At 68.5% G+C, this 15,035-nt stretch carries 14 protein-coding genes; 10 read left to right on the top strand and 4 right to left on the bottom strand.

The window, feature by feature from the left end; all coding sequences use genetic code 11:
* Nucleotides 1–58 precede the first annotated feature (58 nt).
* Both tkt and gap read left to right on the top strand, forming a co-directional pair.
* Entirely contained in the window at nucleotides 59–2,131 is a 2,073-nt protein-coding gene (gene tkt / locus BLS50_RS05555; RefSeq protein ID WP_006485709.1) for a transketolase, read from the top strand.
* A gap of 91 nt (nucleotides 2,132–2,222) precedes the next feature.
* Complete coding sequence (gap, locus tag BLS50_RS05550; protein ID WP_006476940.1) at nucleotides 2,223–3,233, top strand: type I glyceraldehyde-3-phosphate dehydrogenase; 1,011 nt, start codon at nucleotides 2,223–2,225, stop codon at nucleotides 3,231–3,233.
* Between the two features lie 77 nt (nucleotides 3,234–3,310).
* On the opposite strand, the gene BLS50_RS05545 is transcribed toward gap, so the two are convergent.
* Nucleotides 3,311–4,201 carry a LysR family transcriptional regulator gene (locus BLS50_RS05545; protein ID WP_074801303.1) on the bottom strand — a complete coding sequence of 297 codons (891 nt, stop codon included), beginning with the start codon at nucleotides 4,199–4,201 and terminating at the stop codon, nucleotides 3,311–3,313.
* A 152-nt stretch (nucleotides 4,202–4,353) separates the two neighbouring features.
* On the opposite strand from BLS50_RS05545, the gene BLS50_RS05540 reads away from it, so the two are divergent.
* Together BLS50_RS05540 and BLS50_RS05535 are read left to right on the top strand one after the other, a co-directional pair.
* The gene (locus BLS50_RS05540) at nucleotides 4,354–5,127 is read left to right on the top strand and encodes an SDR family NAD(P)-dependent oxidoreductase (protein WP_027812441.1); all 774 of its coding nucleotides are present in this window, start codon (nucleotides 4,354–4,356) and stop codon (nucleotides 5,125–5,127) included.
* A 13-nt stretch (nucleotides 5,128–5,140) separates the two neighbouring features.
* Complete coding sequence (locus BLS50_RS05535) at nucleotides 5,141–6,199, top strand: L-idonate 5-dehydrogenase (protein WP_012327885.1); 1,059 nt, start codon at nucleotides 5,141–5,143, stop codon at nucleotides 6,197–6,199.
* A gap of 133 nt (nucleotides 6,200–6,332) precedes the next feature.
* Here the strand turns inward: BLS50_RS05535 and BLS50_RS05530 are convergent, their stop codons facing one another.
* On the bottom strand, nucleotides 6,333–7,532 hold the full coding sequence (locus BLS50_RS05530; RefSeq protein ID WP_074801300.1) for an MFS transporter: 1,200 nt from the start codon (nucleotides 7,530–7,532) through the stop codon (nucleotides 6,333–6,335).
* Nucleotides 7,533–7,844: 312 nt separating this feature from the next.
* Between BLS50_RS05530 and cynR the strand changes: the two genes are divergently transcribed.
* On the top strand, nucleotides 7,845–8,735 hold the full coding sequence (gene cynR / locus BLS50_RS05525) for a transcriptional regulator CynR (protein ID WP_027812439.1): 891 nt from the start codon (nucleotides 7,845–7,847) through the stop codon (nucleotides 8,733–8,735).
* A 42-nt stretch (nucleotides 8,736–8,777) separates the two neighbouring features.
* Here the strand turns inward: cynR and BLS50_RS05520 are convergent, their stop codons facing one another.
* Entirely contained in the window at nucleotides 8,778–9,500 is a 723-nt protein-coding gene (locus BLS50_RS05520) for a FadR/GntR family transcriptional regulator (protein ID WP_027812438.1), read from the bottom strand.
* 210 nt (nucleotides 9,501–9,710) lie between these two features.
* Here BLS50_RS05520 and BLS50_RS05515 point away from each other — a divergent pair, with 210 nt between their 5' ends.
* From BLS50_RS05515 to BLS50_RS05505, 3 genes are all read left to right on the top strand, one after another.
* Nucleotides 9,711–11,030 carry a C4-dicarboxylate transporter DctA gene (locus BLS50_RS05515; protein WP_023475575.1) on the top strand — a complete coding sequence of 440 codons (1,320 nt, stop codon included), beginning with the start codon at nucleotides 9,711–9,713 and terminating at the stop codon, nucleotides 11,028–11,030.
* Nucleotides 11,031–11,134: 104 nt separating this feature from the next.
* A complete protein-coding gene (gene alc, locus BLS50_RS05510; protein ID WP_027812437.1) occupies nucleotides 11,135–12,142 on the top strand; it encodes an allantoicase in 1,008 nt (335 codons plus the stop codon).
* 14 nt (nucleotides 12,143–12,156) lie between these two features.
* A complete protein-coding gene (locus BLS50_RS05505) occupies nucleotides 12,157–12,690 on the top strand; it encodes an ureidoglycolate lyase (RefSeq protein WP_011544566.1) in 534 nt (177 codons plus the stop codon).
* Nucleotides 12,691–12,783: 93 nt separating this feature from the next.
* On the opposite strand, the gene fur is transcribed toward BLS50_RS05505, so the two are convergent.
* Nucleotides 12,784–13,212 carry a ferric iron uptake transcriptional regulator gene (fur, locus tag BLS50_RS05500; RefSeq protein ID WP_006400349.1) on the bottom strand — a complete coding sequence of 143 codons (429 nt, stop codon included), beginning with the start codon at nucleotides 13,210–13,212 and terminating at the stop codon, nucleotides 12,784–12,786.
* A gap of 141 nt (nucleotides 13,213–13,353) precedes the next feature.
* On the opposite strand from fur, the gene BLS50_RS05495 reads away from it, so the two are divergent.
* Both BLS50_RS05495 and dapB read left to right on the top strand, forming a co-directional pair.
* Nucleotides 13,354–14,160 carry an outer membrane protein assembly factor BamE gene (locus tag BLS50_RS05495; protein WP_011544567.1) on the top strand — a complete coding sequence of 269 codons (807 nt, stop codon included), beginning with the start codon at nucleotides 13,354–13,356 and terminating at the stop codon, nucleotides 14,158–14,160.
* Nucleotides 14,161–14,225: 65 nt separating this feature from the next.
* Nucleotides 14,226–15,023, top strand: a complete 798-nt coding sequence (gene dapB / locus BLS50_RS05490) for a 4-hydroxy-tetrahydrodipicolinate reductase (protein WP_011544568.1) — start codon at nucleotides 14,226–14,228, stop codon at nucleotides 15,021–15,023.
* The last annotated feature ends 12 nt before the right edge of the window (nucleotides 15,024–15,035 follow it).

Here is a 15,035-nt window from a genome sequence, read left to right as displayed (position 1 = left end):
TTCGCGTCCGTCAGGCGCCGCACCGCGCGCCGGGAACGATTGACGCTCGAGCTTCCGGATGCCGCCGTGCCCCCGTTTCCTCGACTCGTTCTCCGGACTCGACATGACGACTTCGTCTCCCGCCTCCACCACCCTGATGGCCAACGCGATCCGTGCGCTCGCGATGGACGCCGTCCAGCAAGCGAACTCCGGCCACCCCGGCATGCCGATGGGCATGGCCGAAATCGGCGTCGCACTCTGGTCGCGCCATCTGAAGCACAACCCGACGAACCCGCACTGGGCCGATCGCGACCGTTTCGTGCTGTCGAACGGCCATGGCTCGATGCTGCTGTACTCGCTGCTGCACCTGACCGGCTACGACCTGCCGATCGAAGAGCTGAAGAATTTCCGCCAGCTGCACTCGAAGACCCCGGGCCACCCGGAATACGGGATCACGCCGGGCGTCGAGACGACCACCGGCCCGCTCGGCCAGGGCCTCGCGAACGCGGTCGGCATGGCGCTCGGCGAAGCGCTGATGGCCGACGAGTTCAACCGTGACGGCGCGAAGATCGTCGATCACCACACGTACGTGTTCCTCGGCGACGGCTGCCTGATGGAAGGCATTTCGCACGAAGCCTGCTCGCTCGCGGGCACGCTGAAGCTGAACAAGCTGATCGCGCTGTACGACGACAACGGCATCTCGATCGACGGCGACGTCGTGAACTGGTTCCACGACGACACGCCGAAGCGCTTCGAAGCGTACGGCTGGAACGTGATCCCGAACGTGAACGGCCACGACGTCGACGCGGTCGACGCGGCCATCGCGAAGGCGAAGCTGTCGGACAAGCCGACGCTGATCTGCTGCAAGACGGTGATCGGCAAGGGCGCGGCCACCAAGGCCGGCGGCCACGACGTGCACGGAGCGGCGCTCGGCGCGGAAGAAATCGCGAAGACGCGCGAAGCGCTCGGCTGGAAGTGGGAGCCGTTCGTGATTCCGCAGGAAGTCTATGCGGCCTGGGATGCGAAGGAAGCCGGCAAGCGCGCCGAGTCCGAATGGGACGCGACGTTCGCCGCGTATCGCGCGAAGTTCCCGGCGGAAGCCGCCGAATTCGAGCGCCGGATGGCCAACAAGCTGCCGGCCGACTGGGCCGAGAAGGCTGCGGCGATCATCGCCGGCGCGAACGAGCGCGCCGAGACGGTCGCGACCCGCAAGGCGTCGCAGCAGGCGATCGAAGGCCTCGCCGCCGCGCTGCCGGAGCTGCTCGGCGGCTCGGCCGACCTGACCGGCTCGAACCTGACCAACTGGAAGGCGTCGAAGGCGGTGCGCGCGAATCCGGAAGGCGCGGGCGTGCTGCTCGGCAACCACATCAACTACGGCGTGCGCGAATTCGGCATGAGCGCCGCGATCAACGGCCTCGCGCTGCACGGCGGCCACAAGCCGTTCGGCGGCACGTTCCTGACGTTCTCCGACTACAGCCGCAACGCGCTGCGCGTGGCCGCGCTGATGAAGGTGCCGTCGATCTTCGTGTTCACGCACGATTCGATCGGCCTCGGCGAAGACGGCCCGACGCACCAGTCGATCGAGCACGTGTCGAGCTTGCGCCTGATCCCGAACCACGACGTCTGGCGTCCGGCCGACACGGTCGAGACGGCCGTCGCCTGGACCCACGCGGTCGCCGCCGACCGTCCGTCGAGCCTGATCTTCAGCCGCCAGAACCTCGCGTTCAACCCGCGTACCGATGCGCAGATCGCCAACATCGAGAAGGGCGGTTACGTGCTGAAGGACTGGGATGAAGAGATCGTCGCACGCAAGATCATCCTGATCGCGACGGGCTCGGAAGTCGAACTCGCGATGAAGGCCGTCGAGCCGCTCGCGCAGCAGGGCATCGCGGCGCGCGTCGTGTCGATGCCGTCGACCAACGTGTTCGACCGCCAGGACGCCGAATATCGCGAACGCGTGCTGCCGCACGGCGTGCGCCGCGTCGCGATCGAAGCGGGCGTGACGAGCTTCTGGCACAAGTACGTTGGCCTCGAAGGCGGCGTCGTCGGGATCGACACGTTCGGCGAATCGGCGCCGGCCGGCGTGCTGTTCAAGTACTTCGGCTTCACCGTCGAGCACGTCGTCGAGACGGCCAAGGCCGTGCTGGCCTAAATAAAAGCATACGCGACGCGCGCCACCCGTTGCGCGCGTCGCACCGTGAAGCTGCACGAAACGAATTTTTTCAGCCATCAGGAGATAGACCATGACGATTCGCGTCGCAATCAACGGCTACGGCCGTATCGGCCGCAACACGCTGCGCGCGTTCTATGAAAACGGCAAGAAGCACGATCTCGAGATCGTCGCGATCAACGACCTGGGCGATGCGAAGACCAACGCGCACCTGACCCAGTACGACACCGCGCACGGCAAGTTCCCGGGCGAAGTGTCGGTCGACGGCGACTACCTCGTCGTGAACGGCGACAAGATCCGCGTGCTGGCGAACCGCAACCCGGCCGAACTGCCGTGGGGCGAGCTGGGCGTCGACGTCGTGATGGAGTGCACGGGCTTCTTCACGACGAAGGAAAAGGCGAGCGCGCACCTGAAGGGCGGCGCGAAGAAGGTGATCATCTCGGCGCCGGGCGGCAAGGACGTCGACGCGACGATCGTCTACGGCGTGAACCACGACGTGCTGAAGGCCGAGCACACGGTCATCTCGAACGCATCGTGCACGACGAACTGCCTCGCGCCGCTCGTCAAGCCGCTGAACGACAAGATCGGCCTCGAAACCGGCCTGATGACGACGATTCACGCGTACACGAACGACCAGGTGTTGACGGACGTCTATCACGAAGACCTGCGCCGCGCGCGTTCGGCCACCCACAGCCAGATCCCGACGAAGACGGGTGCCGCATCGGCCGTCGGCCTCGTGCTGCCGGAACTGAACGGCAAGCTCGACGGCTACGCGATCCGCGTCCCGACGATCAACGTGTCGATCGTCGACCTGTCGTTCATCGCGAAGCGCGACACGACCGTCGAGGAAGTCAACGCGATCATGAAGGAAGCATCGGAAGGCGCGCTGAAGGGCATCCTCGGCTACAACGACGCACCGCTGGTGTCGATCGACTTCAACCACAACCCGGCTTCGTCGACGTTCGACGCGACGCTGACCAAGGTGTCGGGCCGCCTCGTGAAGGTGTCGAGCTGGTACGACAACGAGTGGGGTTTCTCGAACCGCATGCTGGATACGGCAATCGCATTCGCGAACGCGAAGTAATCCCGCACGTCGCGCGGCCGCGGCACCGCGGCTGGCGTGGCGAACGAACCCGGCCCGGGGTTTCCCGGCCGGGTTTTTTATTGCCCGGCGTGCACCGTCACGTGCTCGACCGCATCGACGAACGCGCGCTTCAGCGGGCTGTCGAGATCGGTCCACGCGAGCCCGATGCCGCTGCGGTGACCGGCCAGGTCGAGCGGTCGCGCGAGCACGTTCGGCGGCAGCGCGTTGGCCGCCTGCGCCGGAATCAGCCCGATCCCCATCCCCGCCGCGACGAGCGCGAGCATCGTCGTGAATTCGCCGAATTCCTGCGCGATCTCGAGCGTCGTGCCCGCGCGGCTCAGCGCGAGCAGCATGTCGTCGTGAAAGCCGGGCGCGTAGCGGCGCGCGAGCACGAACGCGGGGTGGTCGCGCAACGCGGCCGGCGCGATCGTGTCGTGCGCGGCGAGCGGATGATCCAGCGGCAGTGCGACCACGAAGCCTTCCTCGAGCACCACCCGCGTGTCGATGCCCGCATACGCGGCCGGCAGCCGGATCATCCCGAAATCGATCCGCCGGTCGCGCAGCGCGGCGATCTGGTCGGGCGTCGGCATGTCCTTCAGTTCGAGCGCGATCAGCGGATAGCGCTCGCGCATCGTGCGCAGCACGGCCGGCAGCAGCGTGGGCAACACCGACGATACGAACGCGATCCGCAGCGTGCCGATTTCGCCGCGGCTCGACAGCCGCGCCAGCTGCTCCGCGCGCGCGGCCTGCTGCAGCGTCGCGCGCGCTTCCGGCAGGAACACGCGCCCGGTGTCGCTCAGTTCGACCTTGTGCCGGTCGCGCTCGAACAGGCGCGCGCCGAGTTCCGCCTCGAGCGCCTTGATCTGCATGCTCAGCGCGGGCTGCACGATGCACAGGCGTTGCGCGGCGCGCCCGAAATGCAGTTCTTCCGCGAGTGTGACGAAGGCGCGCAATTGCTTGAGTTCCATGTGGCGGCGGGCGAGAGAGAGCGGTAATCAATTTTCATGATAACCGGATCAAAAAAGACCATTGGCGCTGGCCGGGCCGGCGGCCGAAGATAGCGTGAACGCGAGACCGGCCGCGACAAGGCAGCCGGCTCGACTGGCACGAGGAGACCTCCATGACCCATGCGCTTGACCGATTCCGCCTCGACGGCCGCCGCGCGCTGATTACCGGTTCCGGCCGCGGGATCGGGCTGACGCTCGCCCGCGGGCTCGCGGAAGCGGGCGCGGCGATCGTCATCAACGATCGCAATGAAGAGAAGGCCGCGACGCTCGCGCGCCAGTTCCGCGACGAAGGCTTCGCGGCCGACCATGCGGTGTTCGACGTGGCCGAGCACGCGCAGGTACGTGCGGCGGTCGACGATTTCGAGGCGCGCGTCGGCGCGATCGACATCCTCGTGAATAACGCGGGCATCCAGCGCCGCGCGCCGCTCGACGCTTTCGACCCGGACGACTGGCATGCGCTGATGCGGGTGAATCTCGACGGCGTGTTCAACGTCGCGCAGGCCGTCGCGCGGCACATGATCGCGCGCGGCCACGGCAAGATCATCAACATCTGCTCGGTGCAGAGCGAACTCGCGCGGCCGACGATCGCGCCGTATGCGGCGACCAAGGGCGCGGTGCGGATGCTGACCAAAGGGATGTGCGCCGACTGGGCGCGCCACGGCATCCAGGCGAACGGCCTCGCGCCCGGCTATTTCGAAACCGAACTGAATCGCGCGCTGGTCGACGACGCGGCGTTTTCGGACTGGCTGTGCAAGCGCACGCCGGCCGGTCGTTGGGGGCAGGTCGACGAGCTGTGCGGCGCGGCGATCTTCCTCGCGTCGGCCGCGTCCGATTTCGTGAACGGCCAGACGCTGTTCGTCGACGGCGGGCTGACCAGTGCCGTCTAACCAGGAGCGCGTCATGCGGTTGCGTTGCATGTGTGTGGTGATCCACGGGCCGAACGACCTGCGGGTCGAGGAGCAGGACGCGGGCGAGATCGGCCCGGGCCAGGTGCGCGTCGACGTCGCGATGGGCGGCATCTGCGGCTCCGACCTGCATTATTTCCGGCATGGCGGCTTCGGCGCGATCCGCCTGCAGCAGCCGATGGTGCTCGGCCACGAGGTCGCCGGCACGGTCGCGGAAGTGGCGCCGGACGTGACGTCGGTGAAGGTCGGCGATCGCGTTGCGGTCAATCCGAGCCGGCCGTGCGGCGCGTGCCGCTACTGTCTCGAAGGGCTGCCGAACCAGTGTCTCGACATGCGCTTCTACGGCAGCGCGATGCGGATGCCGCACGTGCAGGGCGCGTTCCGCAACGCGCTCGTGTGCGACGCGGTGCAGTGCGTGAAGGTCGCCGATCACGTGCCGCTGTCGCTCGCGGCGCTCGCCGAGCCGTTCGCGGTCGGGCTGCATGCGGTGTCGCGCGCGGGCCCGCTGATCGGCAAGCGGGTGCTCGTGTCGGGGTGCGGGCCGATCGGCGTGCTGGCGGTCGCGGCGGCGCGCGTGCACGGTGCCGCGGAGATCGTCGCGACCGACGTCGTCGACGCGCCGCTGGCCGTGGCGAGCGCGCTAGGCGCGGACCGCACGATCAATGCGGCGGCCGATGCCGGCTGGGTCGAGCGCTACGGCGCCGACAAGGGCACGTTCGACGTGATGATCGAGTGTTCGGGCAATGCGCGCGCGCTGCGCGACGGGCTGGACGTGATGCGTCCGCGCGGCGTCGTCGTGCAGCTCGGGCTGGGCGGCGACGTGAGCCTGCCGCAGAACGTGGTGGTCGCGAAGGAGCTGTCGATCTGCGGTTCGTTCCGGTTCCACGCGGAATTCGCGCTCGCGGTGCAGTTGATCAACGCGGGGCGCGTCGACCTGCGGCCGGCCGTCACGCGCGTGTTCCCGATGCGCGACGCGAACCTCGCATTCGAACTGGCGGGCGACCGCCAGCGTGCGATGAAGGTGCTGATCGATTTCGCGAACGAGGCCGCGTGACGGCGCGGCGCTAGCGCGTCGAGACGGCAGCGACGCCCCTGGCAAAAAGGCACGCCCGCGATGCGCGGCGCGTGCCTTTTTCGTCGTGCGGCGCAAACGGATCGCCGGATTGCCGGACCGCCGGTCTACCGCCTCACTGCGTGACCTGCCGCGAGCCGACGCGTTGCGACGCGAGCCACAGCGCGATCAGCACGCCCGACAGCGCCGCACCCGCGATACACACGCCGCGCCAGCCGTCGAGGCCGTACGCGACGCTCGCCGCGAACGAGCCGAGCGCGCCGCCGATGAAGTAGCTCGTCAGGTAGATCGTCGTCACGCGGCTGCGCGCATGACCGGCGAGCGCATAGATCACGCTCTGGTTCGAGATGTGCATGCCCTGCACGCCGACGTCGAGCAGCAGGATGCCGGCGATCAGCGCCGCGAGCGAATGCGCGCCGGTCGCGATCAGCGCGAACGAGCCGAGCACGGCCGCCGCGAACAGGCCGGTGGCCGCATTGCCGTGACCGCGATCGACGAGCCGGCCGGCCGACGTCGCCGCGAGCGCACCGACCGCGCCGACGATGCCGAACAGGCCGATCTGTCCTTCGGAATAGCTGTACGGCGGCTGGCTCAGCAGGAACGTCAGGCCGGTCCACAACAGGCTGAAGCACGCGAACACGAGCGCGCCGTAGGTCGAGCGCAGCGCGATCAGCGGCTGCGCGCGCACCAGCGCGACGAGCGACTTCATCAGCGCCGGATAGTCGACGCGCGCGTGGCGGCGATCCTTCGGCAGCTTCACGGCGAGCACGACGGTCAACGCGAGCACCATCGCCGCGGCGATGCCGTACACCGTGCGCCAGCCGAACCCGTCGGCGATCGCGCCGGCCGCGACGCGCGCGAGCAGGATGCCGAGCAGGAGGCCGCTCATCACGGTGCCGACCGCGCGGCCGCGCGAGCGCGCATCGGCGAGCGACGCCGCGAACGGCACGAGCAGCTGCGTCGAACAGGTGACGAAGCCGACCGCGACGTTCGCGACGACGAACATCGTGAAGTTCGTGCTGAACGTGACCGCGACCAGCGCGACGACGTTGAGCATCAGCAGCCGCACGATCAGCGTATGGCGGTTGACCGCGTCGCCGAGCGGGACGATCAGCAGCAGGCTGGCCGCATAGCCGAGCTGCGTCAGCGTGACGAGATAACCGAGTTCGGTCGGCGCCCGCCCGAAGCTGTGCGCGATCGCGGCGAGCAGCGGCTGCGCGTAGTAGATGTTGCCGATGACGATGCCGCACGCGCACGCGAACAGCAGTGTCATGCCGCGGGTAAGGGGAGGGTGGTTGTCGTGATGCGGTTCCATGGTCGCGAAAAACGGCGGCGCCGGCCGGCGGCACGGGGCCGTCGGCTGCGCGGGGTGACGGAAATCGGGGCCGGCGTCGACGGATCGGCGGTGAGCCGATGCGCGCCGGGCGGATCGCGGCCGGACCCGGATCGGGCGGGCGGCGGATCGTCGTGCGGCGGGCGAAGGCAGGGCCGGCCCAGGCGTGCCGCTCCGGTACGCCGGCAGCGGCGTTGCACGGAAGCGGATGTGCGTATGATGCGGGCATCGACTCATAGCGTCCAAGACTGGATCGTTATGGTCTCCATTGGCAAAACCAATACGTTGGCCGCGATGCTTCTCCGCCACATCCGCTATTTCCTTGCCGTCGCCGAGCAGCGCAGCTTCACGCGCGCGGCCGACGCGCTGCACGTGTCGCAGCCGACGCTGTCGCAGCAGATCCGTCAGCTCGAGGACACGCTCGGTGTGCAGTTGTTCGACCGCTCGGGCCGCACGGTGCGGCTCACCGAATTCGGCGAGGTCTATGCACGCCATGCGCGCGCCGCCCTGCAGGCGCTCGATACCGGACAGCGCGCGCTGCACGACGTCGCCGAGCTTGGCAGCGGCTCGTTGCGGCTCGCGATGATGCCGACTTTCGCGGCCTACCTGAGCGGCTCGCTGATCGACGCATTCCATGCCGACCATCCGAACGTCGCGCTGACGATCGACGCGATGCCGCAGGAGCGCATCGAGGCGTTGCTCGCCGACGACCGGCTCGACGCCGGCTTCGCGTTCATGCCGCCGCGTGCGCCGGACATCGATGCGCTGCCGCTGTGGGACGAGCCGCTCGCGCTGGTGACGGGCCGCACGCATCGTCTCGCGCGCCGGCGCCGTGCGCTCACGCCGGCCGAGCTCGGCGGCGAGCCGCTGGTGCTGCTGAGCCGCGCGTTCGCGACGCGCGAGCGCATCGACCGGTATTTCGTCGAGCACGGCGCGCGGCCGTTGGTCGCGATCGAGACGAATACGGTTACTTCGGTGCTGGAACTCGTGCGGCGCGGCCGGCTCGCGACGGTGCTGCCGGACGCGGTCGCGCGCGAGAGCGGCGACCTGTGCGCGCTGGAGATCGATCCGCCGCTGCCGACGCGCACGGCCGCGCTGCTCACGCGCAAGGGTGCGTACCGCAGCGTCGCGGCGCGCGCATTCATCGAGCGCGTGCTCGCGTATCGCGATCCGTCGGAACGGTGACCGGACTGGCCGGGCGGAAGGTCGGGCGGCGGCGCGGGAGGATTACGCGCCGGGCGTCGGGAAGAAGACGCCCGCGCGCTGCGCCGCGTTCGCGATGTGCGTTTCGATCGCGGTGCCGGCGGCTGCCGCATCGCGTGCGATCAGCGCGTCGACGATCGCGCGGTGCTCGTGCCACGTCGACAGCAGCAGCTCGCGCCGGTAGAACGGCATGCGCTGGCTTTCCTTCATGATGTCCGCGCTGCTGCGCAGGATCGATTCGATCGCCGCGTTGCCGGCCAGATGGATGATCCGCATGTGGAAGTCGAAGTCGAGCCGCGATGCCTCGTCGAGCGCGCTTTCGGTCAGCGCGACGTGCAGGTCGGCGAGATTGTCCTCGAACCACGCGATGTCTTCGTCGCTGACGACGTGCGCGGCCATCCGCGCGGCGAAGCCTTCGAGCGCATAGCGCATCTGGTACGTATCGGGCGGGGACGACTGCTCGGCGAATTGCCACGGATGCGCGGCGGACGCCTGCGCGCTTTCGACGTACACGCCCTTGCCCGCGCGGATGCGCAGCATCCCGAGCGCCTCGAGCGTCGACAGCGCCTCGCGCAGCGACGCGCGGCTGATCTCCAGCTCCTCGGAGAGCTGGCGCTGGGCCGGCAGCAGGCTGCCGACCGGATAGACGCCTGCCTCGATCCGGTCGCGGATCGTCGCGATGGCGGCGTCGGTCACGGTATGCGGAACGTTCTTCATGATGTGAGCGATGGCCGGTCTGACCGGCATTGTAATCCGCACGCGGGCGATGCATGACCACCCTACGGGAAAGCCACGATCCGCCCCTTTGCGCGGCGCGCAAACGGGGCGCAGGGGCGGGAAATCCCTATTTTGTCCGTCCTTGACGCCACTATATCGGCTTCCTACTATCCACCATAACATCACTGGTCTTACCAGTATGAACAGACGAAACTGCAACCGTTGGATCGGGAGAGCGCCGTGTCGAAATTCCTCAATTCGCTGTTTGGCCGGGTAGTCGTCGCATTGATACTGGGGGTCGCGCTCGGCGCGTTCTTCCCGCACTTCGCCGAGTCGCTACGACCGCTCGGCGACGGTTTCCTGAAGCTGATCAAGATGGTGATCGGCCCGATCGTGTTCTGCGTCGTGGTCAGCGGGATGGCCAATGCGGGCGATCTGAAGAAGGTCGGCCGGGTCGGCCTGAAGGCCGTCGTCTACTTCGAGGTGATGACGACGCTCGCGCTCGGCATCGGGCTCGTGCTCGCGTGGGTCACGCGCCCGGGCGTCGGGATGAACATCGACCTGCGCTCGCTCGACGCGGCGTCGCTGTCGACGTACGCGAAGAACGCCGAGAGCCTGAAGGACACGGCCGGCTACCTGATGAAGATCATTCCCGAGACTGCGATCGACGCGTTCGCGAAGGGCGACATCCTGCAGATCCTCGTGTTCGCGGTGCTGTTCGGCTCCGCGCTGTCGCTGCTCGGCGACAAGGCGCAGCGCGTGAACAGCCTGATCGAGGAGCTGTCGCACGTGTTCTTCAAGATCATCGGCTTCATCATCAAGCTCGCGCCGCTCGGCGTGCTCGGCGCGATCGCGTTCACGACCGGCAAGTACGGCGTCGCGTCGCTCAAGCAGCTCGGCTACCTGGTCGCGGTGTTCTACCTGAGCTGCTTCGTGTTCGTCACGGTCGTGCTCGGCGCGGTGATGCGGCTCGCGGGCTTCTCGGTGTTCAAGCTGATCCGCTACCTGCGCGAGGAACTGTCGATCGTGCTCGGCACGGCGTCGTCGGACGCGGTGCTGCCGCAGGTGATGAGCAAGCTCGAATACATGGGGATCAAGGATTCGACGGTCGGCCTCGTGATCCCGACCGGCTATTCGTTCAACCTCGACGGCTTCTCGATCTACCTGACGCTCGCCGTGCTGTTCATCGCGCAGGCCACCAACACGCCGCTGTCCACGCACGACCTGATCGTCGTGCTGCTCGTGTCGCTCGTCACGTCGAAGGGCGCGCACGGGATTCCCGGCTCGGCGATCGTGATTCTCGCGGCGACGCTGTCGGCGATCCCCGCGATTCCGGTGCTCGGCCTCGTGCTGATCCTGCCGGTCGACTGGTTCGTCGGCATCGCCCGCGCGCTGACCAACCTGATCGGCAACTGCGTCGCGACGGTGGTGGTCGCGGTGTGGGAGAACGACATCGACCGTGCCCGCGCGAAGCGCGTGCTGAACCGCGAGCTGCGCTACGTGGCCGATGTGCCGGGCGGCGGCGCACCGGTCGCGGGCGATCAGGCCCACGCGCTCTGAACCCGACACGCGCGCGGCGCGGCTTCCCCGGCCGCCTCGCGCGACCGAATTTCCCGCGACCGGCGTGATGACGCGCCGGCGCTTCTCAAAATAATGGAGACGACATGGCAGCCCCCATCCTCGATCCGAACGCGCCGGCTTTCACGCGGCGCTACATGAACCTCGCCGATCCGCGCCTGGGCGCGCAGGCGCTCTTCGCCAGCGACGAATTCTTCGCGCCGAAGGAGCGCATGCTCAATCCCGAGCCGGCCGTGTTCATTCCCGGCAAGTACGACGACCACGGCAAGTGGATGGACGGCTGGGAAACGCGCCGCAAGCGTACGACCGGCCACGACTTCTGCGTGATCCGGCTCGCGCGGCCGGGCGTGATCCACGGCGTCGATCTCGATACGAGCCACTTCACCGGCAACTTCCCGCCGGCCGCGTCGATCGAGGCCTGCGCGGTGGACGGCGACACGCCGCCGGACGATGCCGCATGGCGCACGATCGTTCCCGCGACGACGCTGCAGGGCAATTCGCATCACTACGTGAGCGTCGACGACGCGCGGCCGGTCACGCACCTGCGCGTGAACCTGTACCCGGACGGCGGGCTCGCGCGGCTGCGCGTGTACGGCCAGCCGCAGCGCGACTGGCGCCACGTGCCGGCCGGCGAGCTCGTCGATCTCGCGGCGATCGAGAACGGCGGTTATCTGGTGGCCGCGAACAACCAGCATTTCGGCCCGGCGTCGCAGATGCTGATGCCGGGGCGCGGCGTGAACATGGGCGACGGCTGGGAAACGCGGCGGCGCCGCGAGCCCGGCAACGACTGGGCGATCGTCGCGCTCGCGCGGCCGGGCATCATCCGGCGCGTCGAGGTCGACACGGCGTTCTTCAAGGGCAATTTCCCCGACCGCTGCTCGCTGCAGGCCGCGCACGTCACGGGCGGCACCGACGATTCGCTCGTCACGCAGGCGATGTTCTGGGCCGAACTGCTCGGCGAGCAGAAGCTGCAGATGGACCACGTCCACACGTTCGACGCGCTCGCGGCGCTCGGCCCCGTCACGCACGTGCGCTTCAACATCTTCCCGGACGGCGGCGTGTCGCGCCTGCGTCTGTGGGGCGAGCCGGCTTGAAGGAGGGCAGCGGCATGAGCGGAACTCCGATCCTGCGCGTCGAGCGCCTGACCCGCGAAGCATTCGCGCCGTTCGGCGACGTGATCGCGCTCGAAGGCGCGCGGCATTTCCCGATCAACGGCGGCACGACCGAGCGCTTTCACGATCTCGCGACGATCGACGTCTGCGCGGACGGCGGCCGGCCGCTCGTCAGCGTGTTTCGCGCGCAGCCGCGCGCGTTGCCGGTCGCGGTCACGCTGATGGAGCGTCATCCGCACGGCAGCCAGGCGTTCATCCCGCTCGCGGCGGTGTCGCGCTACGCGATCGTCGTCGCGCCGGCCGGCGAATTCCGGCCCGACGCGATGCGCGCGTTCCTGGCCGAGGGCTGGCAGGGCGTCAATTATGCGAAGGGCGTCTGGCACCATCCGCTGCTCGCGCTCGACGCGGTCAGCGATTTCGTGATCGTCGATCGCGGCGGCCCGCAGCCGAACTGCGACGAGATCCCGCTGGAACGCGCGTGGGCGCTCGATTTCGAGCCGGCCTGCGCGGGCGCCGAAGGGCTTTCGTAAGCATGTCGGGCGCGCGGCAGGCGCGCCGAAAAAGCACACGGCCCGGGCGGCGAGATGCCGGCCGGGCCGTGCTGCGTGCGCGGGTGGCGCGATTCAGTGCTTGCGGTGCGGGCAGTTCTCGGTCGTGCACGAGCCGTACATCGCGAGCGAATGCTCCTGGAGCCGGAAGCCGCGCTCCTTCGCGATCGCCTGCTGGCGGCTCTCGATCTCGGCGTCGAAGAATTCCTCGACGCGGCCGCAATCGAGGCACACGAGGTGGTCGTGGTGCGAACCTTCGTTCAGCTCGAACACCGCCTTGCCGGATTCGAAGTTGCTGCGCGACAGCAGGCCGGCCTGCTCGAACTGCGTGAGCACGCGGTAGACGGTGGCGAGCCCGATGTCGAGTTGCTCGTTGAGCAGGTTGCGGTAGACGTCTTCGGCCGTCAGGTGGCGCACGGGGCTCTGCTGGAAGATCTCGAGAATCTTGAGGCGCGGTAGGGTGGCCTTTAGCCCGATATTCTTGAGATCCGTCGGATTGGTCATGGCTAGGCATCCCTAGAGTACAATGCAGGGCTTCAATGTTACCGGCTTTTCGCCGTTCCAGATATACGCGCGGCCTGCACGCGGGCCAGCACGGTGAAGGAAATGATCCCAGAATCGCTTTCGCACTTTCAGAGGAGTCGCATGCGGAGTGCCATCATCGCTGCCGCCGCCGTTGTCGCGCTGGCGGGTTGTTCGTCGTACGACAGCGTGACGCAGCGCATTGCGCAGAGCATCACGCCGTATCGGATCACCGTCGTGCAGGGCAACTTCGTGTCGCAGGAGAAAGCCGCACAGTTGCAGGCCGGCATGACGCGCGAGCAGGTCCGCGCGCTGCTCGGCACGCCGCTGCTGGCGGACATGTTCCACGCGGATCGCTGGGATTACCTCTTCTACTTCAAGCGCGGCTCGACGTCGATCGTCCAGCAGCGTGACCTCGTGGTCAACTTCTCCGGCGATCGCGTCGCGAGCTGGACCGGCGCCGACAACCTGCCGTCCGAACTCGACCTGCTGGCCGACATCGACGGCGACCGCGGCGGCAAGAAGGCGAAGGCCGCTGCCGCGGCGAAGAAGGCTTCCGAAGCCGCTGCGGCCGCGAGCGCCGCAAGCGCCGCGCAGGCTGCCGCTGCCGCGAGCCCGGCCACGGTGCCGGCGTCCGGCGCGGTGGTCGACCAGGATGCGAACGCCCAGGCGGCGCGCGCGGCGAACCGCGCGACCAACCAGGTGTCGGGGCAGGGTTCGGGTTCGCGCCGGTTCACGCCGGCCGCGCAGGCCTCGGGCGGCGCGCCGGTGCCGGGCGGGCAGCCGCCGGGCGCCGCGCCGGCGATCCAGCCGCAGTTCCAGTTCCATCGTCCGCCGCAGCCGAACGTGTCGAACGAAGCGTCGCCGCCGGTCGGCCCGCAAGGCTCGGACAACCTGCAGAACCAGCCGCTCACCGCACCGGCGCAGTAAGCGGCCGGCGTGCGGAAACGGGGCGGCATGCGCCGCCCGCCTTTAGACTTGTCGTGTAGAAAGCCATGAAGATTGCGATTGCCGGCGCATCGGGCCGAATGGGCCGGATGCTGATCGAAGCCGTTCTCAACGATGCCGACGCGCAGCTCGTCGGCGCGCTCGACCGCGCCGGTTCGCCGTTCCTCGGGCAGGACGCCGGCGCGTTCCTCGGCAAGGACACCGGCGTCAAGCTGACCGACGACCTCGACGCCGTGTTCGCGCAAGCCGAGTACCTGATCGATTTCACGCGTCCGGAAGGCACGATGGCCCATATCGAGGCCGCGCTGCGCCACGACGTGAAGCTCGTGATCGGCACGACCGGCTTCACCGCCGAGCAGAAGGCCGACCTGCAGGCCGCGGCGGCCAGGATCGGCATCGTGTTCGCGGCGAACATGAGCGTCGGCGTGAACGTCACGCTGAAGCTGCTCGAATTCGCGGCGCAGCATTTCTCGCACGGCTACGACATCGAGATCATCGAAGCGCATCACCGCCACAAGGTCGATGCGCCGTCGGGCACCGCGCTGATGATGGGCGAAGCCGTCGCCGGCGCGCTCGGCCGCTCGCTCGACGACTGCGCGGTGTACGGCCGCCACGGCGTGACGGGCGAGCGCGATCCGTCGTCGATCGGCTTTGCCGCGGTGCGCGGCGGCGACATCGTCGGCGACCACACCGTGCTGTTCGCCGGGATCGGCGAGCGCATCGAGATCACGCACAAGTCGTCGAGCCGCGTGTCGTACGCGCAGGGCGCGTTGCGTGCGGTGCGCTTCCTGTCGGCGCGCGGCGCCGGCCTGTTCGACATGCAGGACGTGCTCGGCCTGCGCTGACACCGCGAGGAA

The organism is Burkholderia orbicola (assembly GCF_900100915.1).
GTDB lineage: Bacteria > Pseudomonadota > Gammaproteobacteria > Burkholderiales > Burkholderiaceae > Burkholderia > Burkholderia orbicola.
The sequence above is the reverse complement of the archived record's forward strand: the minus strand, read 5'-3'. Positions and strand labels throughout refer to the sequence as shown.

What these genes read in the sequence shown, in the direction of transcription:
- tkt (WP_006485709.1), top strand. Translation starts at nt 59, where the DNA reads ATGCCGCCGTGCCCCCGTTTCCTCGACTCGTTCTCCGGACTCGACATG.
- gap (WP_006476940.1), top strand. Translation starts at nt 2,223, where the DNA reads ATGACGATTCGCGTCGCAATCAACGGCTACGGCCGTATCGGCCGCAAC.
- BLS50_RS05545 (WP_074801303.1), bottom strand. Translation starts at nt 4,201, where the DNA reads ATGGAACTCAAGCAATTGCGCGCCTTCGTCACACTCGCGGAAGAACTG.
- BLS50_RS05540 (WP_027812441.1), top strand. Translation starts at nt 4,354, where the DNA reads ATGACCCATGCGCTTGACCGATTCCGCCTCGACGGCCGCCGCGCGCTG.
- BLS50_RS05535 (WP_012327885.1), top strand. Translation starts at nt 5,141, where the DNA reads ATGCGGTTGCGTTGCATGTGTGTGGTGATCCACGGGCCGAACGACCTG.
- BLS50_RS05530 (WP_074801300.1), bottom strand. Translation starts at nt 7,532, where the DNA reads ATGGAACCGCATCACGACAACCACCCTCCCCTTACCCGCGGCATGACA.
- cynR (WP_027812439.1), top strand. Translation starts at nt 7,845, where the DNA reads ATGCTTCTCCGCCACATCCGCTATTTCCTTGCCGTCGCCGAGCAGCGC.
- BLS50_RS05520 (WP_027812438.1), bottom strand. Translation starts at nt 9,500, where the DNA reads ATGCCGGTCAGACCGGCCATCGCTCACATCATGAAGAACGTTCCGCAT.
- alc (WP_027812437.1), top strand. Translation starts at nt 11,135, where the DNA reads ATGGCAGCCCCCATCCTCGATCCGAACGCGCCGGCTTTCACGCGGCGC.
- BLS50_RS05505 (WP_011544566.1), top strand. Translation starts at nt 12,157, where the DNA reads ATGAGCGGAACTCCGATCCTGCGCGTCGAGCGCCTGACCCGCGAAGCA.
- fur (WP_006400349.1), bottom strand. Translation starts at nt 13,212, where the DNA reads ATGACCAATCCGACGGATCTCAAGAATATCGGGCTAAAGGCCACCCTA.
- BLS50_RS05495 (WP_011544567.1), top strand. Translation starts at nt 13,354, where the DNA reads ATGCGGAGTGCCATCATCGCTGCCGCCGCCGTTGTCGCGCTGGCGGGT.
- dapB (WP_011544568.1), top strand. Translation starts at nt 14,226, where the DNA reads ATGAAGATTGCGATTGCCGGCGCATCGGGCCGAATGGGCCGGATGCTG.